Source organism: Jejuia sp. G7-7, assembly GCF_055808955.1.
Map to the genome: position 1 here is coordinate 1465409 of NZ_JBVVSZ010000002.1, position 25037 is coordinate 1490445.

Genomic DNA, 25037 nt, shown 5'->3' on the forward strand with positions numbered 1-25037 from the left:
ATGTTTAAAATCTTTCAGTTGAAAATAAATAGACAAGAAATTGAACCTTATGAAGCAGATGGATTTGTCTATCATGCAGACACTTGTTTGCCATTAATAGATGCTTACAAAAGAAATAAATTAAAGTTTAAAGCTCTGGCTCGTCATACTTATCCTGGGGATAGATTGGATGAAAACACAATTGGGTTGAACAGTATTGGTTACTGGGATGCCAATGAACCTCAAGATTGGGGTTTGGATTGGCATAGAAATGAAGGTATAGAATTTCATTTTTTAGAATCTGGAACTATGCCTTATTCGCAAGAAAACAATGAGGTTTTGTTAACGCCTAATCATTTGACGATAACAAGGCCATGGGAAGCTCACAAAGTTGGGAATCCACATATTGGGATGGGGAAATTTTATTGGGTAATTATTGATTTAGGGGTGAGAAGACCTCATCAAGACTGGGTTTGGCCAAATTGGGTTACTTTAACAAAAGATGATTTATCTCGTTTAACAACAATTTTAAGGCAAAATGAAAAGTCTATTTTAAAAACCGATCAGCGAATTCGAGATTGCTTTAAACGTATTAATATTGCTGTAAATACTGATGAAAAAGGAAGTAATGCTTCTAAAATTAGATTACTGGTCAATTATTTATTGATTTTAATTTTAGACTTATTAAATACAGAAGATATCACTTTAAATGAATCTTTAACCGATAGTTCGAGAAGTGTGCAATATTTTTTGAACGAGCTTGAAAAGAATTTATCGGAAAATTGGACTATAGAACAGATGTCGCTATCAGCAGGTGTTGGATTAACACGTTTTACACATCATTGTAAACAACTTACAAATTTGACTCCCATGCGGTATTTGAGTATTAGGCGTTTGGAAATGGCAAAAAATATGCTTCAAACTAAACCTAATATAACTGTAAGTGAGGTAGCTTATGCTTGTGGATTTACTACAAGTCAATATTTTTCAACAGTTTTTAAGAAGCATGAGAGGTGTTCTCCTAATGAGTACAGAATGAAGTTTCAGACAAATGAAAGTATAAGTGCTTATCCAGAGGTGTAGTGTTTAAATTCTTTCACTGAATAAAAATAAACATTGAATAGATTTTAATTCTATAATTTCACACGATTCCTTGAATTCTAAACAAATCAACTAGTTAATATTATGAAACGAAGAAATTTTATTGTAAAAGCGTCTCAAGCCAGTTTAGCGTTATCCGTACTAGGGTTTTACTCTTGTAAAAATTCAAAAGAAAAAAACATTTCGGAAAGAGAAGTAGTTGAGGTGATAGAAGCATCAAATGAGTTGTTTTTTAAAATTTCATTAGCTCAATGGTCTTTTCATAGATCCTTAAAAAGTGGAGAAATGGATAATTTAGATTTTGCTGCAAAAGCCAGAAGTTTTGGTTGTGAAGGTATAGAATATGTTAATGGCTTTTTTAAGGACAAAGCAAAAGATATGGCATATTTAAAAGAGATGAAGTCTCGAGCAAATTCTGAAGGTCAGCAAAATGTGTTGATTATGGTTGATGGAGAAGGTGGTTTAGCTGATGTTAATACAGACAAGCGTTTAAAAGCCATAGAAAATCATTACAAGTGGGTAGAGGCAGCTAACTTTTTAGGCTGTCATGCCATCAGAGTAAATCTCGCTGGAGGTGTTGATAAAAATGATGCTGTCAAAGCTGGGGTAGATTCTTTAACTAAACTATCCGATTTTGCTAATGGTTCAAATATTAATGTTTTAGTTGAAAATCATGGTGGGTTTTCTTCAAATGGAGCATGGATGCACGATGTGTTTTCTCAAATTAAAAATGAAAATTGTGGAACATTGCCAGATTTTGGAAACTTCTGCATTAAAAAAGATAAAGAACGAAACTGTCTAGACGCTTATGATAAATATCAAGGTATGAAAGAATTATTGCCTTTTGCAAAAGCAGTAAGCGCAAAATCTTATGACTTTGATGCGGACGGAAATGAAACTACAATAGACTATTTAAAAGTAATGAAAATGGTTAAGGAAGTAGGTTATAAAGGTTTCGTGGGTATTGAGTTCGAAGGTCATGGTATGACAGAAACAGCAGGAATTACAGCAACTAGAGATTTACTAACCAAAGTTGGAAAACAACTGTCTTAATATAAATTAACCAAACTAAAATATAAAATGAAAGAAGTAAATAAGAATCAAATTTTTACAGCGGCATGTATTGCTTTGGTTGTAACGGCAATGACTTTTGCAATTCGAGCTGGAATACTTAATGATTTAGGCGCGCAATTTAATCTTACTAATGCAGAATTAGGATGGGTTAATGCCATGGCAATTGGAGGTTTTCCTATTGCGACTATTTTAGGAGGTTTATTATACAATCAATTAGGGGCTCGAAAACTAATGATTATGGCATTCGCTTCGCATTTAGTTGGTCTTTTAATGACTATTTATGCAGGTGGATTTGCTACACTTTTAATATCATCTTTGTTGATAGGTTTCGCCAATGGTTCTGTGGAAGCGGCCTGTAATCCTATGATTGCTGATATGTATACGAACAACCGAACGGCTATGCTAAATAAATTTCATGTATGGTTTCCTGGAGGGCTTGCCATTGGTGCATTGATATCAGGTCTTATGACTTATTTAGGATTAGGATGGCAGGCTCAAATAGCGATAATGTTTATACCAACATTAGTATACGGATTTTTGTTTTTTAAACAGAAATTTCCAGAAAGTCAGCATATCGAAACAAATACAGCATTAAATATTAAAGGTTTAGCAAGCCCATTGTTTTTATTCATTGCAGTTTGTATGACATTGTCTGCAACCTCTGAACTTGGTGTACAACAATGGGTAGAAAAAATTCTGGGAAGTACTGGTGTAAACCCCATGTTGGTGTTTGCAATGATTACAACTATTATGGCTCTTGGACGCTATTTTGCTGGGCCACTAGTACATAAGCTAAACCCTGTTGGGGTTTTATGGATGTCTGCCATTTTAACCACAATTGCTGTTTTTGCAATGAGTGTGGTTGATGGTGCTGCGCTTATTTATATGTCGGCAATTTTATTTGCAGTAGGTGTGTGTTATTTTTGGCCAACAACTATTGGCTTTGTTTCAGAATATTTGCCAAAAACAGGAGCTTTAGGCATGTCGCTAGTTGGTGGAGCTGGAATGTTAGCTACAGGGATTTGGCAACCAGTAATTGGTTCTTGGTTAGATAAAGGTAGAGAAGCGGCTTTAAATTCTGGTTTAACTGCCGAAGCTGCGGAGGTAGTAGCAGGAAGAGCAACATTAAGCTATATGGTGTATTTCCCATTAGCCTTGGTTGTACTTTATGGAATTCTTTTCTTGATAAGGAAAAAATAGAACATATGAGGGTAGCTCAAGTTCATGAATAAGTTAGTTTCAATACTAAAATATATTAAAATAAATACTTAATGAGTAGAAAATTAAGAATGGGAATGGTTGGTGGAGGCACCGGATCATTTATTGGAGATGTACATAGAAGAGCAGCAGCAATTGACGGGATGATTGAATTGGTTTGTGGTGCATTTAGTAGTACTGCCAAAAAATCGATTGCATCAGGGATAGCTTTAAATTTAGAAGAAAGTAGATGTTATGGTACTTTTGAAGAGATGATTCAAAAGGAAAAAGAATTACCAGAAAATGTGCGAATGGATTTTGTGGCAATTGTAACACCAAATCATATGCACTTTCCGCCAGCTAAACTAGCTTTAGAAAACGGATTTCATGTGGTATGTGATAAACCTGTAACGCTAACTTTAGAAGAAGCTGAAACGTTACAAAATGTGATTGCCAATAGCGGAAAACTATTTGCGCTGACACATAATTACACAGGGAATTCGATGGTGAAACAAGCGAAAGCTATGGTCGCAAAAGGCAAATTGGGAACAATTAGAAAAATACAAGCACAATACCTTCAAGGTTGGTTGTCAACCTCTTTGGAAAAAACAGGACAAAAGCAAGCGGCTTGGAGAATCGATCCTAAAAAATCTGGAATTGGTGGTGCTTTGGGAGATATAGGGACACACGCTGAAAATTTAATCGAATACATTACAGGTTTAAAAATAGATGAAATCGCTGCCGATTTAGGAAAGTTTGGAGAAGGACGAATTTTGGATGATGATGGCAATATGTTGATACGCATGGAAAATGGTGCTAAGGGCAGTATTTCTATTTCGCAAATTGCTTTAGGTGAAGAAAATAATCTAGGCATTAAGGTATATGGTACCAAAGGAAGTTTGGAATGGTATCAGGAAAACCCGAATGAATTGATAACACGTTGGCTAGAAGAACCTAAAAAGATATTCACGCCAAACGGAAATGGTTTACATGAAGAAGCACTTGAGGTTTCTAGAATTCCAGCAGGTCATCCAGAAGGTTATTTAGAGGCTTTTGCGACTATTTATAAGAATTTTGCAGCTCATGTTACGGCTATAAATAATGGGGAAAACATAGAAAAACCAGATTATCCAACGGTTGAAGATGGGATTCGAGGTATGAAGTTTATTTATGCTGCGGTTGAAAGTGATAAGAAAAATTCGGCTTGGACGAAAATATAATATAATAATTGAGTACTCAGTTCCTCCCCAATGGAGAGGTATAGGAGAGACTTCTAGTTAAGTAAGAATTATGAAAACATTAAAAGGACCAGCAGTATTTTTGGCACAATTTGCGGGAAGCGAAGCACCATTCAATTCATTGGACGGAATGTGTAAGTGGGCTGCCGATTTAGGGTATAAAGGCATACAAATCCCAACATGGGAACCGAATTTAATAGACGTTGAAACCGCTGCTGAAAGTCAAACTTATTGTGATGAATTGAATGGAAAAGTAAGTTCGTATGGATTAGAAATTACAGAATTATCTACCCACTTACAAGGACAATTGGTGGCGGTAAATCCAGCTTATGATAAAATGTTTGATGGTTTTGCACCTGAACAGGTTAGAAATAATCCGAAAGCAAGAACTGAATGGGCTATAGATTTTGTGAAGAAATCTGGAACTGCTAGTGGACGATTAGGTTTGAAATCTCACGCAACATTTTCTGGGGCGTTGATGTGGCACACCGTTTATCCGTGGCCCCAACGACCAAATGGATTGGTAGAAATGGGTTTTAAAGAATTAGCAAACCGATGGGTACCAATTTTGAATCATTTTGATGAACAAGGTGTGGATGTGTGTTATGAAATTCATCCAGGGGAAGATTTGCATGATGGGATTTCATACGAACGATTTTTGGAAGCTACGGGAAATCATAAACGTGCGAATATATTGTATGACCCAAGTCATTTTGTGTTGCAGCATTTGGATTATTTGACGTTTATAGATTATTATCATGAGCGTATTAAGGCGTTTCATGTGAAAGATGCAGAATTTAATCCGACTGGAAAGCAAGGGGTTTATGGTGGTTATTCTGATTGGAAAGATCGGGCAGGACGTTTTAGATCGTTGGGTGACGGACAAGTAGATTTTAAAAGTATTTTTTCAAAACTGACAAAGTATGAAGTTGATGTTTGGGCGGTTATGGAATGGGAGTGTTGTATTAAATCATCTGAACAAGGTGCAAGAGAAGGCGCGCCATTTATTCAAAAGCATATAATTGAAGCTGCAAAACGTAGTTTTGATGATTTTGCTGGCGGTGATATTGACGAAGGATTTTTGAAAAGTGTTTTAGGGATTTAATTTATTTATCATGAAAAGAATTTTAGTCGTATTTATTGGTTTAATACTTTTTAATTGTAATCAAAATCAAAAAGGATCAGAGGAAGTTTTAAAAGAGGAGACTGTTGAAGAATCATTAGAACCTACAAGACCAGAAGAAACTGAATTCTATGAGCCAGTACCGCCAACGGTAAATCCAACAGGGCAAAATGGAGTACCTAGTGATGCTATAGTGTTATTTGATGGCAGTAGTATAGATGAATGGGTTCGGGTTAAAGATAAAAGCTCCGCGACTTGGATTTTGAATCCAGATGATAAAAGTATGATAGTTGATAGGGGGGAGAAAAAGTAAATGCAACTATTCAATCTAAAAAAGTATTTGGTTCTGTGCAACTTCATATTGAATGGAAATCTCCTGAAAAAATAAAAGGAGACGGACAAAACCGAGGGAATAGCGGTGTGTTTCTTCAAGGACGTTACGAAGTTCAGGTTTTAGATAATAACGACAACGATACCTATGTAAACGGACAAGTAGGTTCTATTTATAAGCAATCTGTTCCTTTAGCAAAAGCTTTAGTTCCAACAGGAGAATGGAATACTTATGATATTATTTACCATGCACCAGAGTTTAATTCAGAAGGCGAAAAAACAAAATCGGGAACTATAACGGTACTTCATAATGGTGTTTTAATTCAAGACCATTACGAGATAAAGGGTACTACGCCATATATAGGTTGGCCTAAAAATCCGCCACATGGAAAAGGACCTATTAAATTACAAGACCACGGCAGCCCTGTGAGTTATCGTAATATTTGGGTTAGGGAATTAAAATAAAAACAAAACCAATAGTAAATTAAAGGCATTTTATTTTTTCTTTTTAATGTTGTAAAATCCATAATTAATTGTAGTTTTGCGGCTTAATATTAACGAAAGGGGCTTTCGCCGACGATTTAGAGTTAATAGTTTGAGAAGTTATTCATGTGAAAACAGGAAACCACATATCTCTTATCTCTATTGTTTTAGTAGAAAATACTAAAACTGTTGTTGTGCGTATTCCTAAAAATCGCCCCTAAGGGGCTATTTTCTTAAGAAAGTAAATTACTTTCGATTTTCGTTATTTTTTTAAAGTAAAATTAAAGATTGTTAGAGTTTTAACACTTTAATTAAGGATTTTGTTTAAGAATCGATTTAATGATTTTAAACTATAGAGAAAAACAAATATGCATATAAAATGCATAACTTAAAATGGATACTAGATTGAACCAAGAAATTACAAGCGTTTTAGAAAAAGCTGAAGTCTATTGTGCCTTGGCAGGAATAGAAGTTGAGCTTGTTTTTAAGCTTCCTAATAGATTGTTAGCGGTTATTTCAGAAAGATCAGAAGAACTCCCCTCACTATATTTTGTAAGTGTAGAGATGTTGAAAAATCGAGTTGAAAATGGATGTTTTTTATTGAAGAAAAAGAATGAAATTATTGGTCATATTTTTGTTCATGAGCATCATGTTAAAGGACATTCTGTTTATGAACGTTGTTCTTTGTGGGTAAATCGAGAGTATAGAAATTATAACCTTGGATTGTTGTTAATGAATAGGATGACTGAGTTTTATTCTGATACATATCTCATTTCTATTGCGCAAACTTCTAAAGTTCATCATTATAATGAATTGTTAGGAATGACCCATGTTAGCTTATCTAAAATGTCTACGGTATTAGTTGAAGAACTTGAGAAATTAGGTAAATTACGAGATGAACTTAGTTATAGATATTACGTTAATGCATGTTTTGAATCTGTAATAGGGCAATTAAAGTTTAAAGAAGAATAAGAATATATAATTAGAAAATGAAAAAATTAGTAATAGCATATAGTGGTGGATTAGATACTTCGTATTGTGCGGTAAGTTTATCGAAAGAATATGATGTGCATGCAGTAAGTGTAAATACAGGTGGATTTACAACCGAAGAAATCAAACATATAGAAAGTAATGCTTATAAAATGGGCGTTTCAACGTATAAAAATATTGATGCAGTATCTACATTTTATCAAAAAGTGGTGAAATATTTAATTTATGGTAACGTATTAAAAAATAGTACATATCCACTTTCTGTTAGTGCAGAGCGTATAATTCAAGCTATAGAAATCATTGAATATGCCAAAAGTATAGATGCTGAATATATTGCTCACGGAAGTACAGGAGCAGGTAATGACCAAGTGCGTTTTGATATGATTTTTCAAACTTTAGCACCAAATATTAAAATTATTACACCAATTAGAGACGAGAAATTAACAAGACAAGAAGAAATTGATTATTTAAAATCTGAGGGTATTGATATGCCTTGGGAAAAATCTAAATACTCAGTTAATAAAGGACTTTGGGGAACAAGTGTTGGTGGTGTTGAAACTTTGGAGTCTGAAAAACCATTACCTAGTGAAGCATATCCGTCTCAATTAGAAAAAGAAGACGAAGAAAAAGTATCTTTAACTTTTAAGAATGGTGAATTTGTAGCGCTAAATGGTGAAGAGAATGCACCTGAAGTAAATATTGAGAAATTAAATGATATTGCTTCGGCCTTCGCAATTGGTAGAGATATTCATGTTGGAGATACTATTGTTGGAACTAAAGGACGTGTTGGTTTTGAAGCAGCGGCTGCTTTAATAACGGTGAAAGCACATCATCTATTAGAAAAGCATACATTAACAAAATGGCAATTACAACACAAAGAATATTTGTCTAGTTTCTATGGGATGCACTTACATGAAGGTCAGTATTTAGATCCTGTTATGAGAGATATTGAAGCTTTTTTACAGAGTTCTCAAAACATGGTTTCTGGAGACGTTATTGTGTCTTTAAAACCATATCATTTTTCTTTAGATGGTATTGTTTCAGATCATGATTTAATGTCTAGTAAGTTTAGTACTTATGGCGAAGAAAATAAGGCATGGACAGCTGATGACGCAAAAGGATTTATTAAAATTCTAGGCAATCAAAATAAAATATACAGACAAGTAAATTCTTAAGATATGATTAAGGTTGGAATTATTGGTGGTGCAGGTTATACAGCTGGTGAATTAATTAGATTATTAATTAATCATCCTGAAACTGAAATTGATTTTGTGTTCAGTACAAGTAACGCTGGAAACAAAATTAGCAAAGTGCACCAAGATTTAGTTGGGAGCTTAGATTTAGAGTTTACAGATACTGTGAATCCTAATATCGATGTTTTGTTTTTGTGTTTAGGGCATGGGAATTCGGTTAAATTTTTATCGGCTAATTCATTTTCGGATAACACAAAAATTATTGATTTAGGAAACGATTTTAGACTAGAAGCTGATAAAGTTTTTGATGGTAAAACGTTTGTTTACGGACTGCCTGAATTACAAAAAGAAGATATTACTAAAGCAAAATATATTGCCAATCCTGGGTGTTTTGCAACAGCCATTCAATTAGGGTTATTGCCATTGGCTGATGCTGGTTTGATTAAAAAAGATGTCCATATTAATGCGGTTACTGGTGCTACAGGTGCAGGAACATCGTTATCTGCAACAACACATTATACATGGAGAGATAATAATTTTTCGTATTACAAACCTTTTACGCATCAACATTTAGGAGAGATAAACCAGTCGGTTAATCAATTGCAAAACGATTTTTCTTCTGAAATTATTTTTATGCCAAATAGAGGTAATTTTTCTAGAGGAATTTTTGCGACAATTTATACAGATTTTGAAGGAACCGTGAAAGATGCAAAAGCGATTTATAAATCGTTTTATGCAGATGCTAAATTTACATTTGTTTCGGATGAATTTTTACATATGAAACAAGTAGTAAATACGAATAAGTGTTTGGTGCATTTACATAAACACAACGGTAAATTATTAATTACGAGTTGTATTGATAATTTATTGAAAGGTGCTTCTGGACAAGCAGTACAGAATATGAATTTGATGTTTGGTTTAGAAGAAACAACAGGATTAGGATTAAAGGCGACGTATTTCTAGCCCCATCTAACTTCCCCGAAAGGGAGGAACTAAAGTGTGGACGAATAGGTTGTTAAGTAAAAAGTAAAAGTAAGCATTCCCATCCTTAGGAGGGGTTAGGGAGGCTTCCGCGTTTGGGATTGCAGAGGAAAGCCCACAGCCCGACGAAGGAGGTGCGAGGACTTGGAACGGAAAGCCCGACCCTTTAGGGTAACGCCCAAAAAATAAAATATCTCGAAAGAGGAAACACTAATAAGATTATGAAAATAGCCATAATAGGAACAGGGAATTTAGGAAGTTCAATTGCTAAGGGACTTATTAAAAATGAATCGTTTACCTCATTGTATCTAAGTGATAGAAACACTAAAGCTGTAAAAAGTTTTGAAAGTGTTGAGAATGTTTTTTTGACAAGCGATAATGAATTGGCGGTTGATAATTCGGATATAGTGATTTTCGCTTTACAACCAAAACATATTGATGGTGTTTTGGAAAGTGTAAAGTCGAAAATCACGAGCAATCACATTATTATGTCTGTAGCTGCAGGTGTAGACACTATTAGAATTGAAAATATATTAGGTGTTGATAAAATGATAATTAGGGTAATGCCTAATACGGCAATTTCGATAGGGAAGTCTATGACCTGTATTGCGGCTAATAAAGCTGGACAGGATAAAGTGCCTTTGGCAGAAGATATATTTAATCAGTTAGGGACTACTATGGTAATTCCAGAAGATTTGGTGCAGGCTGCTACCGTGATTTGCGCTAGTGGAATTGCGTTTTGGATGCGTCTTGTGCGTGCTACTACTCAAGGTGCTATTCAGTTAGGTTTTGAAGCTGAAGAAGCCCATCAATTAGCAGTACAGACTTGTTTTGGATCTGCGAGTTTATTGATAGAATCTGGGAGACATCCAGAACAAGAAATAGATAGAGTAACCACGCCAAGCGGTTGTACTATTGAGGGTTTAAACGAAATGGAACATCAAGGATTAAGTTCTGCATTAATTCAAGGAATTGTGGCTTCGTTTGAAAAAATAAATCAATTAAAAAAGAATTAAAATGCCATTATTTGACGTTTATCCATTATATAATGTTACTCCGGTTTCGGGAAAAGGCATCCATGTTTACGATGATAAGGGTACTGAATATTTGGACCTTTACGGAGGGCATGCTGTAATTTCGATTGGGCATGCACATCCAAATTATGTGAAGGCTATAACACATCAAGTTGAAACTTTAGGGTTTTATTCTAATGCGATTCAAAATCCTTTGCAAAATGAACTTGCTGATAAAATTGAAGCACTTTCAGAGTGTAAAGACTATGAATTATTTTTATGTAATTCTGGAGCAGAAGCAAATGAAAATGCTTTAAAATTAGCTTCTTTTAAAACTGGTAAAAAGCGAGTTGTTGCTTTTAGTAATGGGTTTCATGGCCGTACATCGGCAGCTGTAGCGGCTACTGATAACAAAAATATAATTGCGCCAATTAACGCACAACAAGCGGTAACTATTTTACCTTTAAATGATATTTTAGGTGTTAAAGCTGAACTGGAAAAGGGTGATGTATGTGCGGTTATTGTAGAGTTTATTCAAGGAGTTGGTGGTTTAGATCAAGGTACTTCGGATTTCTTTGAGCAAGTTTATGCGTTATGTAAAACTAACAACACGATGTTTATTGCAGATGAAGTACAATCTGGTTACGGACGTTCGGGTAAATTCTTTGCATTTCAACATTATAATGTAACACCAGATATTATTTCGATTGCAAAAGGTATGGGGAATGGCTTTCCTATTGGTGGAATTTTAATTCATCCAGATATTGAATCTAAATACGGTATGTTAGGAACAACCTTTGGAGGAAATCATCTAGCATGTGCAGCTGGATTAGCGGTCTTAAATACGATTGAGGAAGAAAATTTGATGGACAATGTGAATGCGATGTCAGATTATTTTATTTCTATAGCGAAAACCATTCCGCAGATAAAAAATATAAAAGGTAGAGGTTTGATGCTTGGTTTAGAATTCGATTTTGAAGTTGGAAATCTACGCAAAGATTTAATTTATAATTATAACATGTTTACCGGTGGTGCAATGAATAAAAAATTACTTAGAATTTTACCACCTCTAAACATAGAAAAGAAATATATAGATCAATTTTTTGAAGCACTTAAAAAAGCTTTAAAATAAATATAAAATTTAGTTTGTAGAACTGCTATTTTGTAATTCTGCAAACTTTAAAATTAAAGTAAGAATGAATAAAATACTAAGCATAGATAAGCGTAATGCCGTACTTAATTCTATGAAAGAATTGGTAAGAGCACATGCGCAAACTATTCTTGATGCTAATAAAATAGACATGGATAGTTATGATGATAGTGATTTAGCCATGAGCGATCGTTTAAAGGTAAATGATGCCAAAATTGAAGGTATGATTGAATCTTTACGTCAGTTATCTGAGTTAGAAGATCCTCTTGGTGTTGAGCGTTTTCGTTTTACACATGATAATGGCATGCAAGTTTATAATAGAACGGCCTCTTTTGGTACAGTAATGATTATTTATGAATCGCGTCCAGATGTTACTATCGAAGCTGGTGGTATAGCTTTTAAATCAGGAAATAAAATTTTACTTAAAGGCGGTAAAGAATCTTTAAATTCTAATTTGGCAATAGTAAATCTTTGGCATAAAGCATTAGAAGCTAATGGCGTGAGTACAGATTGGGTAGAGTATTTGAATTACAACCGCACAGAAACACAAGCTTTTTTAGAGAATCCAACACAAACATTGGATTTAATAGTGCCTCGTGGTGGCGAGCGTTTAATTGAGTTTGTTAAGCAAAATGCCAAGTGTCCTGTTATAGTTAGTGGGCGTGGAAATAACTTTGTGTATGTGCACAAGCACGCAGATTTAGCTATGGCTTTAGATATTGTTGTAAATGCTAAAACACAAAAAGTATCCGGATGTAATGCAGTAGATAAGGTTATTATAGATAACGATTTACCAAATAGAGAACAGTTTGTTAAGGATTTGTTAGCCCGTTTAGCAACCCATAATGTAGAGGTTTTAGGTGATACTTCACTTAGTGCTCATACAGAGGTAAAGCAAATAGAAGATGATACTATCTGGTACAAAGAGTTTTTAGATTATAAAATAGTTATAGGAAGTATAGCTAATACACAAGCTGCTATTGAAATGATTAACAAATATAGTGGAGGGCACTCAGCAACAATTGTAACAAGTGCAGAAGCAGCTGCCGATAATTTTATGATGGCGGTAGATTGTGGTGCAGTATACCATAACGCCTCTACTCGTTTTACAGATGGATTTGAATTTGGTTTAGGCGGTGAATTAGCTATTAGTACAGATAAATTACACCAACGCGGACCAATAGGTTTACAGCATTTGGTAACTAATAAATGGTATGTTCACGGTAATGGGCAAATAAGATAACATGCAAAAGAAAAAACGCATATTACTAAAAGTAGGTTCTAACACACTTACAAAAGAAACCGATAATATTTCTAGAGGTAAGATTGAAGATATAGCAAATCAAATAGCAAAACTTCAAGATACTTGCGAATTTATTATTGTGAGTTCGGGTGCGATAGCTGTGGCAAAACAGTTTGTGAAATTAGAGAGTAAACAGGAGGATGTATTCGTGAAACAGGCTTTGGCATCTATTGGTCAGCCGCATTTAATCCGTATTTATCAGGAAATTTTTAGAGAATGTGGGTTGTTGAGTTCACAATGTTTATTATCATATTCAGATTTTGAAAAGAAAGAAAGTAGAGTCAATATCATGAATACAATTAATGTGTTGGTGAATAATAATTATATACCTATCATCAATGAAAATGATACAGTAGCAACAGACGAAATTAAGTTTGGTGATAATGATAAGTTAGGCGCCTTAACAGCCTCGCTATTAAATGTAGATTTGTTTATTATTGCAACAAATACTGATGGTATTTATACTAAAACTTCCATTGAAAATGGGACACCAGAAACAATAAGTTTAGTTGAAGATTTTGATATTTTAAGAGCGCAGGTTGTGAATTCTAAATCATCACACGGTAGTGGCGGAATGGCATCCAAAATTGAAGCAGCATCTGTAACTAAAGCTAAAAATATTGAAACTTGGATTGTAAATGGATTGGAAGATAATTTTATAATTAATGCGTTTGAAGAGAAAGTGCCGTTTACTAAAATAAAGTAGGTTGTACAGTTTCAATCTCAAATACATTGATACTAAAAACTCTTATTATAAAGAAGCGGTTGCAATTAGAGAAAAACTATTTTTCTACAATATGGAAAATAGTTTAGATATAATTAATGATGAATTTGAGGAAGAAGGAATTCATCTTATATGTTTAAATAAAGATAAAGTTGTTGGTACTGGGCGTTTAAATATTGAAAATGAAACAAGTATTATTTCTCAAATGGCAATAGAGAAGTCATTTCAAAAACATGGTGTCGGAACAAAAATAGTAAAGGAGTTAATAAGGTATAGTAAAACGAAAAACGTATCTAAAATTGACTTAAGTGCCAGAGAAGCGGCGGTTGAGTTTTATAAAAAATTTGATTTTATAACCTTTGGAGCTAAATATCCATCACAAAAAACAGGAATTATCCATCAACAGATGGTTTTAGAAATAGAATAATTATAATGAAACATTACACGTCAATACACGATATAGATAACATCAATTCTTGGATTGAAGAAGCGAAGCAACTAAAAGTAAACCCGCTTCAACATAATGAATTAGGTAAAAACAAAACCATTGGCTTATTATTTTTCAACTCAAGTTTACGTACGCGATTAAGCACTCAAAAAGCAGCTTTAAATTTAGGGATGAATCCTATTGTGATGAATGTTTCTGGAGATGCTTGGGGTATTGAATTTGGAGATGGTACTATAATGAATGGTAACACAGCAGAACATATAAAAGAAGCTGCAGCAGTAGTGTCTCAGTATTGTGATATTATCGCCGTGAGAGCATTTCCAACCTTAACCGATAAAGTTAAAGATGAAAGTGAGCAAGTACTAAAATCTTTTGTAAAGTTTGCATCTGTACCTATTGTAAATATGGAAAGCGCTACAGGGCATCCATTACAAGGATTGACAGATGCTATTACAATTTCTGAGCATGCTAAAGTTAAAAAACCAAAAGTAGTTTTAAGTTGGGCACCACATATTAAAGCCTTACCACATGCAGTAGGAAATAGCTTCGTTCAGGCGATGCAAAAAATGGATGTGGAATTTGTTATTGCAAATCCAGAAGGTTATAATTTGAATCCTGAAATTACTGGAGATACTAAAATTTATCACAATCAAGAAGAAGCATTTAAAGATGCCGATTTTGTGTACACAAAAAACTGGAGTTCTTTTGAGTATTATGGAAAAGTTCTAAATAAAGAAACAGACTGGATGATTACCAAAGAAAAATTAGGTAATGCAAAATTCATGCATTGCTTACCAGTTAGAAGAAATGTTGTAGTTGAAGATGCGGTTTTAGATAGTGATAGTTCTTTAGTAATTCAACAGGCTAATAACAGAACTTATGCGGCGCAATTGGTACTTAAAAAGATATTAGAAAATGCCTAAAGAAAAACTATCCATAGTAAAAATAGGAGGAAACATTATAGAAGATGAAGCTTCTCTAAATGCATTTCTAAAATTATTTTCTAATTTAGAAGGGCAAAAAATTTTGGTGCATGGTGGCGGAAAACGTGCGACTCATATTGCTTCAAAATTAGGCATAGAGTCTAACATGATAAATGGAAGACGCATTACAGATGCAGAAACTTTAGAAGTAATTACTATGGTGTATGGTGGTTTAGTAAATAAAAATGTAGTTGCAAAATTACAAGCTTTAAATACTGATGCCATTGGGTTAACAGGTGCAGATATAAACAGTATCAAGTCTGATAAACGACCAGTAAAAGAAATAGATTATGGTTTTGTAGGCGATGTTAAGGTTGTTGCTCATAATTCAATAGATAAATTAATTCAAGCAGATTTTACACCTGTTTTTTGCGCCATTACACATGATGGGAACGGACAATTATTAAATACTAATGCCGATACGATTACGTCACAAGTTGCAGTTGGTATGAGTAATTTATACGAAACATCAGTTTATTATTGTTTTGAATTGAATGGTGTTTTAAGAGATATAAATGATAAGAATTCAGTTGTGAAACATATTGATTCTAAGATTTATCAAGAATTATTAGATGAAGGTATTATTGCAGATGGTATGCTTCCAAAGCTTGAAAATTGTTTTGATGCATTGAAAAATGGTGTTAATACTATAAACATGGGAAACATAGCGATGTTGACTCAAGAAAATGATAATTTTACAACAATAACGTTATAGCATGGCGATACAAGATTTAACAAATGATGCAATATCACTTTTAAAAAAGTTGATAGAAACGCAGTCGTTTTCTTCGGAAGAAGATGTAACCGCATCGCATATTGAAGATTGGTTCAGTCGATATAATATTGACTATAAACGCACAAAAAACAATGTTTGGGCAGTTAATAAATATTTTGAAGAAGGTAAACCAACGCTATTGTTAAACTCGCATCATGATACTGTAAAACCAAATTCAGGATATACCAAAGACCCTCTTAAAGCCATAGTTGATGATGGGAAATTATATGGTTTAGGAAGTAATGATGCTGGAGGTTGTTTAGTGTCTTTAATTGCAACATTTACTTATTATTATAATCACGAAAATTTAAAGTATAATTTGGTAATTGTCGCTTCCGCGGAAGAAGAAAGTAGTGGTCCAAATGGATTAAATAGTATGTTACCGATAATTCCACATATTGATGTAGCAATAGTAGGCGAACCAACTTTAATGAATTTGGCTGTAGCCGAAAAAGGTCTGGTAGTTTTTGATGCAGTTATAGAAGGCACTCCAAGTCACGCCGCACATCCAAACGATAATAATGCGATTTATAAAAGTATTGAAACGTTAAAATGGTTCGAAAACTTAAAGTTTGAAAAGGGCTCTAAAGCTCTTGGAGATGTAAAACTAACAGTAACTCAAATTAATGCCGGTTCTCAGCATAATGTTGTGCCAGCTCATGTAGACTTAGTTATTGATGTTCGTGTAAATGATGCTTATAGTAATAAGGAAATCGCAAAGATTTTAGAAGATAACGCACCTGTAACTAAGATAAAACCACGTAGTGTGCATTTAAATTCATCTTCCATCCCTATGGGGCATGAATTGGTAAAAGCTGGTATAGCAATGGGAAGATCTACTTATGGGTCTCCAACATTATCAGATCAAGCTTGGTTATCTTGTTCATCATTAAAATTAGGGCCTGGGGATAGTACACGTTCACATTCAGCTGATGAGTTTATTTATATAAATGAAATTGAAGAAGGCATTAGAATTTACGTTGAATTATTGAATCGGGTAATAGTGTAAAAAAGTTGAATTGTTTAAATGTGTAATCGTTAACAGTTCTGTCATTCCTGCGAAGGCAGGAATCCATAAAAAATCTCCTGCAAGGTTTCTAAAATCTTGTAGGTGTAAAAATATTAATAATTAATAATGAAAGTAGAGATTTCTGCTTTCGCAGAAATTTAAAATAGATTCCCGCCTTCGCAGGAATGACAAAAAGATTTAAGAATGAAACTCTGGGATAAAGGCATATCAATTGATAAAAAAATAGAACAATTTACCGTTGGAAACGATAGAGAAATTGATATTCATATTGCAAAATACGACGTTATTGCTTCAAAAGCACATGCAAAAATGTTAGAAAGCATTGGAATTTTAACTTCCGAAGAACTAAAGGAATTATTAGGTGGCTTAGATGTTTTAGCAAATCAAATTGAAGATGGTACTTTTGAAATCGATGCTCAATTTGAAGATGTTCATTCTAAAATAGAGTTTGAACTCACAAAGTCTTTAGGTGAAGTTGGAAAAAAATCCACACCGCACGGTCAAGAAACGACCAAGTTTTAGTGGCTTGTCATTTGTATTATAAAGAGAATTTAGGCTTTGTAAAAGAGAAAACTAGAACGCTCTTTAATACGCTTTTAGGTTTAGCCGATACTTATAAAGATAAAGTTTTACCGGGTTACACGCATTTGCAGGTTGCAATGCCATCATCATTTGGATTATGGTTTTCGGCTTATGCAGAATTGATGATTGATGATGTTTATATGCTAGATGCTGCAATCAAAACTGTAGATCAAAACCCATTAGGTTCTGCTGCAGGTTATGGGAGTTCATTTCCTATTGATAGAGAATTAACTACCAAAGAAATGGACTTTTCTACCCTAAAATACAATGTTGTTGCGGCGCAAATGGGGCGTGGGAAAAATGAACGAACTATCGCAGCTGCCTTAGGTGGGTTGGCTAATACTTTAGCGCGTTTTGCTATGGATACTTGTTTATATATGAGTCAGAATTTTGGCTTTATTTCTTTTCCAGATGAATTAACAACCGGAAGTAGTATTATGCCGCATAAAAAAAATCCTGATGTTTTTGAATTAATTCGTGGTAAGTGTAACAAAATTCAGGCTTTACAAAGCGAAATGATTTTAATAACCAATAATTTGCCAAGTGGTTATCACAGAGATTTTCAATTGTTGAAAGAAAATATGATTGCCGCTTTTGAAGAATTAAAAGATATTTTGGATATTTTTAATTATTCAATTCAACAAATTATTGTGAAAGATGTTGATATTCATGATGATAAATACAAGTATTTATTTACAGTAGATAATATAAATACCTTAGTAGTTGAAGGGCAAAGTTTTAGAGAAGCTTATCAAAAAATTGGTGGACAATTACAAGATGGTACTTACGTTCCAGATACTTCAAAACAGCACACTCACGTTGGAAGTATTCATAATTTAAGTTTGGATAAGATTCGAGGGAAGTTTCCTAAATAGTTTTTCAAGTAATTACTTTTTGTTATTATGTTTTAATTTTATCAAAAAAATAATTGTTCTAATTCATTTTAAGATGGGTTATTAGAATTTTCTAAAAAATAAAAATGATTAGGAAAAAAGAAGTTTTATTATTGATGGTTTGTTTCACTATAAGCTTTTTTGCATGCAGCAATGGAGATTACTCAACCAAGGAAGAACCAGCTATTATTTCCACAACAATTAGTACAACAACTGTAAATAAAACATCTGTTTTTTCAGAGGTTATTACCGGAGGTTTAGTTACTAATGGCACAGATAATTTAGTAATATCAGAAAGAGGCATAAGTTGGGGTACAAGTACTAACCCTAGTGTTAATGATAATAAGTTACAGTCAAGTTCAAATTCAGGTAATTTTTCTGTAACAATAATTGGATTAAGTGGAGAGACAAAATATTACATAAGAGCATATTTTATTGCAGATAATAAAACAGTTTATGGCAATCAAGAAGAAATAACCACGGATAGCGAACCTGAGACTCAAAATGAAGTGGCATTTCTTCCAAGCGCTCCTGATAATAAGATGTGGGTTATTCAGCCTAAATTTACAAACGAGTTTAATTACGAAGGAAAAACTACTGAGTTTACAGATAATTGGCAAGATCGCTTTTTTAATGGATGGACAGGTGCTAGGCCTACATACTATTCAGCTAGTCAATCTACAATAATTGGAGGGGAAATGGTGTATAAAGCAACAATTGATAATGTAGGTGGTGCAGACGTTATAAGAACAGGAATGGTGTCAAGTAAAACAGCTGTAGGTTACCCGATGTACATGGAAGCTAGGGTTAAAATAAGTGAATCTGTATTAGCTTCAGCTGTATGGATGTTAAGTAGTGATTCTACACAAGAAATTGATAACCTAGAGGCTTACGGTGATAAAACAAATAATTATTTTTCTCAACGTTTACACTTAAGTCATCATACTTTTAAAAGAAGTGGAGGAAATATAGTAGATGATTATCAACCTACTGGTCAAGAGACGTATTATGCTGACGGAAAAGGAACAAGATGGGCAGATGATTACCATGAATATGGTGTACTTTGGTTAGACCCTTTTACATTAAAATATTATGTTGATGGAGAATTAGTTAGAGAAACACCAACAAATCAAATTGATCCTAGAAACAATTTAGACGGTACAGGATTAAATAAAGATATGTATTTAATAATTAGTGCTGCTTCACAACCTTGGAGAGAAAAAACTAATCCTCCTCAAGTAGCCGATTATTTTACAGATTCATCAGTTTTAAGCGAGGCAAGATCTACTATGCGTATCGATTATATTCGTGTTTACAAACCTGAATAAGTTTTTTGTAGGCAATAAAATGGTTAGGTAAATTTTGTTTTAATCATTTTCTTTTTATGATACTGAAAGTTAAGTGACATTACGTTGCCAAATATTTAGTGTTGAGTTTTTGCCTAGTTGGTAAATAGTGTTTTTTTATTCGTTTGGTATATCTTTAGTCGGGTACTAAATAAGAAAATACTAATCAACTAAAAACCAATATGAGTAAATATACCACACAACTTGGGCTTATTTTTCTTGCTCTAATTTTAATTACTTCATGCAAGAAAGAAACTAAAATTGAAAAACCAGAAGTACTTACTTTATTTGATTTTAACGATGAAGCAAAAGTAAAGGTAGAAAACATTACTGATGCTTCGCACACAATTGAAGATGGAAAACTGGTATTATCAACCGGTAGAGCTTCTACAAAACCAGCAGTAAAAATAACCAAACCTAGCTCAGAATCTTGGGGGCTTGAGGGCTATTATCAAGTAAAAGCAGATGTAACTAATATTGGAGATGCTTATGTTCAAGCAGAAATGTATGTTGGTAATGACCCTGATGGATTAATTAAATGGTATTGCTCTAATTATGTTGATTTGCTTCCAGGAGAGACTAAAACAGTTACGGTAGATTTAGCTTGGACTCCCTGGGTGTACAAACCACAATTTGAAATTGTGGGAATGAGGGGAACACCAGGTGAGTTAAAAACTGATATTGAAGCTATTAAAGAAATTACGTTTTGCTCACGTTACGCTGTAACAAGCAATAGTTTTACGGTAGATAATATAAGGGCTGAAGGATTGTTGACTGAACGAGACACAACAGGTTTCTTTCCTTTTGTGGATAAATTTGGACAATACAAGCATAAAGATTGGAAAGGTAAAGTGCATAATCTTGAGGAATTAAAGCAAAGTACGCAAACAAATACAGCGCACCTTGAAACTCATAAAAACGAAGCTGTGCATAGAAGTAAGTATGGAGGTTGGAAAGATGGACCTAAACTAAAAGCAACAGGTTTTTTTAGAACAGAGAAGTATAACGACAAATGGTGGATGGTAGATCCAGAAGGGTATTTGTTTTGGTCAGCTGGAGTTAATTGTGTAGACCCTAGAAGTACACGGACTGGAATAACAGATAGGAAGCATTATTTTGAAGATATTCCTGGTAGAGACACGGAATTTGGAGACTTTTACGGAAAAGGTAAAAGGGCGTCACATGGTATTTACAGTACTATGGATGAGTATACACATTATAACTTCTATAAATCAAATTTGTATAAAATCTATGGCAATGATTGGTTAAATGATTTTGGAGATTTGGTTCACAAAAGATTTAAAAACTGGGGACTAAATACAATTGGTTTTGTCTCAGAAAGCGGCACTATTGCGCAACGTAAAACACCATACGTAGGTTCTATTTGGATTAAAAATACACCTAAAATTGAAGGTTCAAAAGGGTTTTGGGGTAAGTTTCATGATGTATTTGATCCTGAATTCAGAAAATCAGTTAAAGCTTCAATGGCAGCTCAAAAGCTAGGTGCTGGAGATCCTTGGTGTATAGGTTATTTTGTGGATAATGAATTAGCTTGGGGAGATTTAGGCTCTTTGGCTTTGGGTGTTTTACGTAGTTCTGAAACACAAGTTGCTAAACAAGAGTTTATAAAAGATTTAAAAAAGAAATATAAAACTATCGAAACTCTAAATAAAGTTTGGGGAACACAGCATAAAACTTGGAAAGATTTATTAAAAACCACAACAGAACCTGATAAATCAAAGGCGCATGATGATCTTGCCTCTTTTTACGAAAAGATAGCCGATACTTATTTCAAAACCTTAAATGAAGAACTGAAAAAAATAGCGCCCCATCAAAATTATTTGGGTTGTAGATTTGCATGGGCAAATAATTCTGAAGTGTTAAAAGCTGCAGGTAAATACATGGATATTATGAGTTTTAATAAATATGAATATAGTGTAGAGCATGTTGGTTTACCAAAAGGAGTAGATATGCCAATTATAATTGGAGAATTTCACTTTGGAGCATTAGATAGGGGTAGTTTTCACGTAGGTGTTAAAGCAGCAGAAAGCCAAGAAGATAGAGGTGTGAAATATCAGAAATATATTGAAAGTGCACTCAGAAATCCGCATATAGTCGGTGCTCATTGGTTTCAATATATAGATCAACCATTAACTGGTCGTTTTGATGGTGAGAACTACAATGTTGGATTAGTAGATATTTGTGATAACCCTCATGAGGCATTAATAGATAAAATTAGAGAAACTACATATAGTATGTATGAATATAGGAATGGGAATAGTAAATAAAATTTCAAGTTTAATGTAATACCGCAGCAGCTGCTCCTATAATCCCTGCGTGATTTCCTAAACGGGTCGCATCAACAGGAGTGTTAATTTTAATGTATTTTTTAAATTCATCAAAGTGTTTGGAAGTGCCTCCGCCCAGTATAATATAATCTGGGCAAGCTATTGTTTCTACTAATTCTAAAAATATGTTAAAACGTTTCTCTTCCCATTTTTTATAGGTTAAATCCTTCTTTTTTTGACAGAAGCTGCTGCCCAGCGTTCAATTTTTTTATGCTTTTTATAAGGTATTTGCCCTAATTCAAAATTTGGTAAAAGTTTTCTTTTATAAAACGCACCACTTCCTAATCCGGTACCAATTGTAATCATGATAACCAAGCCCATTTTGTCTTTTCCAATACCGTAGTTCATTACAGCATATCTAGCAGCATCGGCATCATTAACAACAGTAATTGGTTGTCCGCAAGCTTTGGAAAACAAATCTCTTATATCAATATTTAGCCAACTTTTATGCAAATTGCTGGTAGATTTACAAACACCATATTTTGTTATGGTAGGAAATCCACAACCAACAGGGCCTTCATAATTAAAGTGCTTTACAATCTCGCCAAATGCTTGCGCCATGTCATTCGGTTTTCTAGATTTTGGAGTAGGAATTCTAAAGCGTTCTGTAATGCGTTTATCTGTTTTGGTATCAACCAAAGCGCCTTTCATTCCTGTTCCTCCAATATCTACTCCTAATACTTCCATGAAAAATGATTTAAAGATCTGTTTCAAATCAACTAAAAGTATTTTTAGTTGATGAAACTGTATAGTGATTCTTGATTTTTAAAATGATACTAAAGAGAACTATAAAATCATTAACTTTAGTGATTATGAAACAGACTATTACATTTTTTTAGGCAGTATTCTTTTATTAGGTTCAATGTGTTGCCAGAAGTTGCATGCTCAAAAATCTGAAGCTAAACAAGTTTACGTCCTTGTGCATGGTACTTGGGGTGGAGGTTGGGCCTTTAAGGAAGTAGATTCATTAATGACTAGTAAAAAGGCTATTGTGTATCGTCCAACGATGACCGGTCAAGGAGAGCGAGCACATTTGGCATCCAATACAATTGGTTTAGATACGCATATAATGGACATTGTAAATACCATTCTATATGAAGATTTGCACAATATTGTCCTAGTAGGTCATAGCTATGGAGGTATGGTAGTTACAGGTGTAGCTGATAAAATACCAGAGCGTATAAGTAAGTTAGTGTATTTAGATGCTGCAGTACCTGAAAATGGAGAGAGTTCGGTATCTGTTTTTAATAATGACAAGCTAGATGGGCTAAAGATAGAGGATGGTTTTTTAATACCACAATGGGTAGATAAAGATGCAAAAGCACCTAAAGATGTGCCCCATTCTGTAAAAACATGGACAGACAAAATTGTTTTGAAAAATCCTGACCGTTTAAAAATCCCAACTACTTTTATTTTAACTGTAGAAAAAAATAAAGACCCTAAAAAGGATGGCTTTGCTTCTCAAGCAAAACGTGCAAAGGATAAGGGGTGGTCAGTTTTATTATTAACAGCTGACCATAATGCACAATGGTCTGCACCGAATGAGCTTTCTGAGATGTTGTTGGGGATTGGGGGAAGTAATTGAGATATTTTTTTTAGTTTTTAATTTCGATATCAACCTTTGTTTTTCCGTCTTTAGTTTTTGTCATTGTTCTTTTTGTGTCAGATTTTAGGTTGCCTTTTAAAATCTCTTTTACATCTTTTTTTAGTTTTTCAAAATCGATATCTTTTTTATATCTATATGAATATAAAGTTCCGCTAATATCTTCTGTTTTAGTTTCCAGTCGTTTGTCCATGACATAATCAAAATTATCATTATCTCCATGAAACATTAAAACGTGTAATCTATAAAGTTGGTCTTTATCAGAGCCATCTGAATTAGTGCTGTAAACATAATAAACAACTTTTGTGAAACTACTTGAAAATCTATCTTCGGGTAAATCAGCATACCATTCATAACCCCAAACATTTTTGTCTTCAAACTTAAAAAAGTCATAATTAAAATATTCGTCAATGCCTTCGGGTAATAAATTATTCTTTTTTGCTTCATACAATTTTTCTTTCCACTTTTTACCTTCTTCAAAATTTCCTAAACCATAATTAGAAACAATAATGTTTTTGATCATAAAATATTTTCTTTTAGCAAAGTCTTTATCAAATATTTTCAAACCTTTTTTAATTCCTTCAAGTGCTTCAATTCCAAACTCAAGGGATTTATCATACTTTTCTTGAAATCGATTGGTTTCTTCTAAGTGAGTTGCTGTCATTACTTTGTACCAAAGCGCATATTTGTATAAAGTATCCTTTTTGAGTAATTTTATTTCAAGTTCTTTGAATTTTACAAAAGCTGAATCAATTTTATTTAATCGCAAGAGTATTTCTGCTTTCTGATATTCAGTAAGAAAAATGTTTTGACTAAACCCAGCAATTGGAATTAGTAATAGAATTAAAAAGTGTATTTTTTTCATAAATGAAAATTTCTGCATGAATATAACATAGTTTATTATTGGGGTAACAATGTTCTTGTTTAATATCTTTAAAGAATATGTTTTTAGAATCAGTACTCTAAATATAATTCTATTCTAACATAAGAACAAACATCAAGTAGAATACTAGGTTTTCTTCTGTGTTAAGGATAGAATAGGAAAGCCCCATCCCATTTCTGGGTAACACCCAAATTAATATTTGATAAAAACTCATAAAAGAAAAAGAGCACCTTAAAAGTGCTCTTAATTCCGGACGTCTCCTTTAGT

Annotated in this window: 21 protein-coding genes and 2 pseudogenes; 21 read left to right on the top strand and 2 right to left on the bottom strand. The window is 33.6% G+C overall.

Annotated elements, in window-relative coordinates; translation table 11 throughout:
- Window positions 1–18: 18 nt before the first annotated feature.
- The 20 genes and pseudogenes from AC0L5U_RS17000 to AC0L5U_RS17095 all read left to right on the top strand — a co-directional run bounded on the left by AC0L5U_RS17000 (window position 19) and on the right by AC0L5U_RS17095 (window position 22224).
- The gene (locus AC0L5U_RS17000; protein WP_473417641.1) at window positions 19–1062 is read left to right on the top strand and encodes a helix-turn-helix transcriptional regulator; all 1044 of its coding nucleotides are present in this window, start codon (window positions 19–21) and stop codon (window positions 1060–1062) included.
- 102 nt (window positions 1063–1164) lie between these two features.
- Window positions 1165–2133 carry a sugar phosphate isomerase/epimerase family protein gene (locus AC0L5U_RS17005; RefSeq protein WP_473417642.1) on the top strand — a complete coding sequence of 323 codons (969 nt, stop codon included), beginning with the start codon at window positions 1165–1167 and terminating at the stop codon, window positions 2131–2133.
- A gap of 27 nt (window positions 2134–2160) precedes the next feature.
- A complete protein-coding gene (locus tag AC0L5U_RS17010; protein ID WP_473417643.1) occupies window positions 2161–3354 on the top strand; it encodes an MFS transporter in 1194 nt (397 codons plus the stop codon).
- 71 nt (window positions 3355–3425) lie between these two features.
- Window positions 3426–4571, top strand: coding sequence for a Gfo/Idh/MocA family protein (locus tag AC0L5U_RS17015; protein ID WP_473417645.1), 1146 nt, complete (start codon window positions 3426–3428; stop codon window positions 4569–4571).
- A gap of 70 nt (window positions 4572–4641) precedes the next feature.
- A complete protein-coding gene (locus tag AC0L5U_RS17020; protein WP_473417646.1) occupies window positions 4642–5694 on the top strand; it encodes a sugar phosphate isomerase/epimerase family protein in 1053 nt (350 codons plus the stop codon).
- Between the two features lie 10 nt (window positions 5695–5704).
- A pseudogene (locus tag AC0L5U_RS17025) lies at window positions 5705–6507 on the top strand (3-keto-disaccharide hydrolase).
- A gap of 411 nt (window positions 6508–6918) precedes the next feature.
- Entirely contained in the window at window positions 6919–7497 is a 579-nt protein-coding gene (locus tag AC0L5U_RS17030; protein ID WP_473417649.1) for a GNAT family N-acetyltransferase, read from the top strand.
- Window positions 7498–7514: 17 nt separating this feature from the next.
- Window positions 7515–8690 carry an argininosuccinate synthase gene (locus tag AC0L5U_RS17035; protein ID WP_473417650.1) on the top strand — a complete coding sequence of 392 codons (1176 nt, stop codon included), beginning with the start codon at window positions 7515–7517 and terminating at the stop codon, window positions 8688–8690.
- A gap of 3 nt (window positions 8691–8693) precedes the next feature.
- The gene (gene argC / locus AC0L5U_RS17040; protein ID WP_473417651.1) at window positions 8694–9671 is read left to right on the top strand and encodes an N-acetyl-gamma-glutamyl-phosphate reductase; all 978 of its coding nucleotides are present in this window, start codon (window positions 8694–8696) and stop codon (window positions 9669–9671) included.
- 239 nt (window positions 9672–9910) lie between these two features.
- Complete coding sequence (gene proC / locus AC0L5U_RS17045) at window positions 9911–10705, top strand: pyrroline-5-carboxylate reductase (RefSeq protein WP_473417652.1); 795 nt, start codon at window positions 9911–9913, stop codon at window positions 10703–10705.
- Between the two features lies 1 nt (window position 10706).
- Window positions 10707–11834, top strand: a complete 1128-nt coding sequence (locus AC0L5U_RS17050; RefSeq protein ID WP_473417653.1) for an aspartate aminotransferase family protein — start codon at window positions 10707–10709, stop codon at window positions 11832–11834.
- 64 nt (window positions 11835–11898) lie between these two features.
- Window positions 11899–13095: a glutamate-5-semialdehyde dehydrogenase gene (locus AC0L5U_RS17055; RefSeq protein WP_473417654.1), complete on the top strand. Its 1197-nt coding sequence runs from the start codon at window positions 11899–11901 to the stop codon at window positions 13093–13095.
- 1 nt (window position 13096) lies between these two features.
- Entirely contained in the window at window positions 13097–13861 is a 765-nt protein-coding gene (gene proB, locus AC0L5U_RS17060; protein WP_473417655.1) for a glutamate 5-kinase, read from the top strand.
- A gap of 91 nt (window positions 13862–13952) precedes the next feature.
- Window positions 13953–14306 carry a GNAT family N-acetyltransferase gene (locus tag AC0L5U_RS17065; RefSeq protein WP_473417656.1) on the top strand — a complete coding sequence of 118 codons (354 nt, stop codon included), beginning with the start codon at window positions 13953–13955 and terminating at the stop codon, window positions 14304–14306.
- A gap of 5 nt (window positions 14307–14311) precedes the next feature.
- Window positions 14312–15250, top strand: coding sequence for an N-acetylornithine carbamoyltransferase (locus tag AC0L5U_RS17070; RefSeq protein ID WP_473417657.1), 939 nt, complete (start codon window positions 14312–14314; stop codon window positions 15248–15250).
- Window positions 15243–16025 (top strand): acetylglutamate kinase, encoded by a 783-nt coding sequence (argB, locus tag AC0L5U_RS17075; protein ID WP_473417658.1) that lies wholly within the window; start codon window positions 15243–15245, stop codon window positions 16023–16025. Before AC0L5U_RS17070 ends, argB begins: the two co-directional genes overlap by 8 nt.
- 1 nt (window position 16026) lies before the next feature.
- Window positions 16027–17094, top strand: coding sequence for a M20 family metallo-hydrolase (locus AC0L5U_RS17080; protein ID WP_473417659.1), 1068 nt, complete (start codon window positions 16027–16029; stop codon window positions 17092–17094).
- Between the two features lie 204 nt (window positions 17095–17298).
- A pseudogene (gene argH / locus AC0L5U_RS17085) lies at window positions 17299–18572 on the top strand (argininosuccinate lyase).
- Window positions 18573–18676: 104 nt separating this feature from the next.
- Window positions 18677–19918: a LamG domain-containing protein gene (locus tag AC0L5U_RS17090; RefSeq protein ID WP_473417660.1), complete on the top strand. Its 1242-nt coding sequence runs from the start codon at window positions 18677–18679 to the stop codon at window positions 19916–19918.
- 200 nt (window positions 19919–20118) lie between these two features.
- Window positions 20119–22224 (top strand): beta-galactosidase, encoded by a 2106-nt coding sequence (locus AC0L5U_RS17095; protein WP_473417661.1) that lies wholly within the window; start codon window positions 20119–20121, stop codon window positions 22222–22224.
- Window positions 22225–22443: 219 nt separating this feature from the next.
- Here AC0L5U_RS17095 and AC0L5U_RS17100 read toward each other — a convergent pair whose 3' ends face one another.
- Window positions 22444–22971, bottom strand: a complete 528-nt coding sequence (locus AC0L5U_RS17100) for an ROK family protein (protein ID WP_473417662.1) — start codon at window positions 22969–22971, stop codon at window positions 22444–22446.
- A 190-nt stretch (window positions 22972–23161) separates the two neighbouring features.
- Here AC0L5U_RS17100 and AC0L5U_RS17105 point away from each other — a divergent pair, with 190 nt between their 5' ends.
- Entirely contained in the window at window positions 23162–23869 is a 708-nt protein-coding gene (locus tag AC0L5U_RS17105; protein WP_473417663.1) for an alpha/beta fold hydrolase, read from the top strand.
- A gap of 10 nt (window positions 23870–23879) precedes the next feature.
- Here the strand turns inward: AC0L5U_RS17105 and AC0L5U_RS17110 are convergent, their stop codons facing one another.
- Complete coding sequence (locus AC0L5U_RS17110) at window positions 23880–24752, bottom strand: hypothetical protein (RefSeq protein WP_473417664.1); 873 nt, start codon at window positions 24750–24752, stop codon at window positions 23880–23882.
- Window positions 24753–25037 lie beyond the last annotated feature (285 nt).

Coding starts and splice junctions, on each gene's coding strand:
- AC0L5U_RS17015 (WP_473417645.1), top strand. CDS start 3,426: ATGAGTAGAAAATTAAGAATGGGAATGGTTGGTGGAGGCACCGGATCA.
- AC0L5U_RS17010 (WP_473417643.1), top strand. CDS start 2,161: ATGAAAGAAGTAAATAAGAATCAAATTTTTACAGCGGCATGTATTGCT.
- AC0L5U_RS17050 (WP_473417653.1), top strand. CDS start 10,707: ATGCCATTATTTGACGTTTATCCATTATATAATGTTACTCCGGTTTCG.
- AC0L5U_RS17005 (WP_473417642.1), top strand. CDS start 1,165: ATGAAACGAAGAAATTTTATTGTAAAAGCGTCTCAAGCCAGTTTAGCG.
- AC0L5U_RS17110 (WP_473417664.1), bottom strand. CDS start 24,752: ATGAAAAAAATACACTTTTTAATTCTATTACTAATTCCAATTGCTGGG.
- AC0L5U_RS17065 (WP_473417656.1), top strand. CDS start 13,953: ATGGAAAATAGTTTAGATATAATTAATGATGAATTTGAGGAAGAAGGA.
- AC0L5U_RS17090 (WP_473417660.1), top strand. CDS start 18,677: ATGATTAGGAAAAAAGAAGTTTTATTATTGATGGTTTGTTTCACTATA.
- AC0L5U_RS17035 (WP_473417650.1), top strand. CDS start 7,515: ATGAAAAAATTAGTAATAGCATATAGTGGTGGATTAGATACTTCGTAT.
- AC0L5U_RS17020 (WP_473417646.1), top strand. CDS start 4,642: ATGAAAACATTAAAAGGACCAGCAGTATTTTTGGCACAATTTGCGGGA.
- AC0L5U_RS17080 (WP_473417659.1), top strand. CDS start 16,027: ATGGCGATACAAGATTTAACAAATGATGCAATATCACTTTTAAAAAAG.
- argB (WP_473417658.1), top strand. CDS start 15,243: ATGCCTAAAGAAAAACTATCCATAGTAAAAATAGGAGGAAACATTATA.
- AC0L5U_RS17095 (WP_473417661.1), top strand. CDS start 20,119: ATGAGTAAATATACCACACAACTTGGGCTTATTTTTCTTGCTCTAATT.
- AC0L5U_RS17100 (WP_473417662.1), bottom strand. CDS start 22,971: ATGGAAGTATTAGGAGTAGATATTGGAGGAACAGGAATGAAAGGCGCT.
- AC0L5U_RS17055 (WP_473417654.1), top strand. CDS start 11,899: ATGAATAAAATACTAAGCATAGATAAGCGTAATGCCGTACTTAATTCT.
- argC (WP_473417651.1), top strand. CDS start 8,694: ATGATTAAGGTTGGAATTATTGGTGGTGCAGGTTATACAGCTGGTGAA.
- AC0L5U_RS17070 (WP_473417657.1), top strand. CDS start 14,312: ATGAAACATTACACGTCAATACACGATATAGATAACATCAATTCTTGG.
- proB (WP_473417655.1), top strand. CDS start 13,097: ATGCAAAAGAAAAAACGCATATTACTAAAAGTAGGTTCTAACACACTT.
- AC0L5U_RS17030 (WP_473417649.1), top strand. CDS start 6,919: ATGGATACTAGATTGAACCAAGAAATTACAAGCGTTTTAGAAAAAGCT.
- proC (WP_473417652.1), top strand. CDS start 9,911: ATGAAAATAGCCATAATAGGAACAGGGAATTTAGGAAGTTCAATTGCT.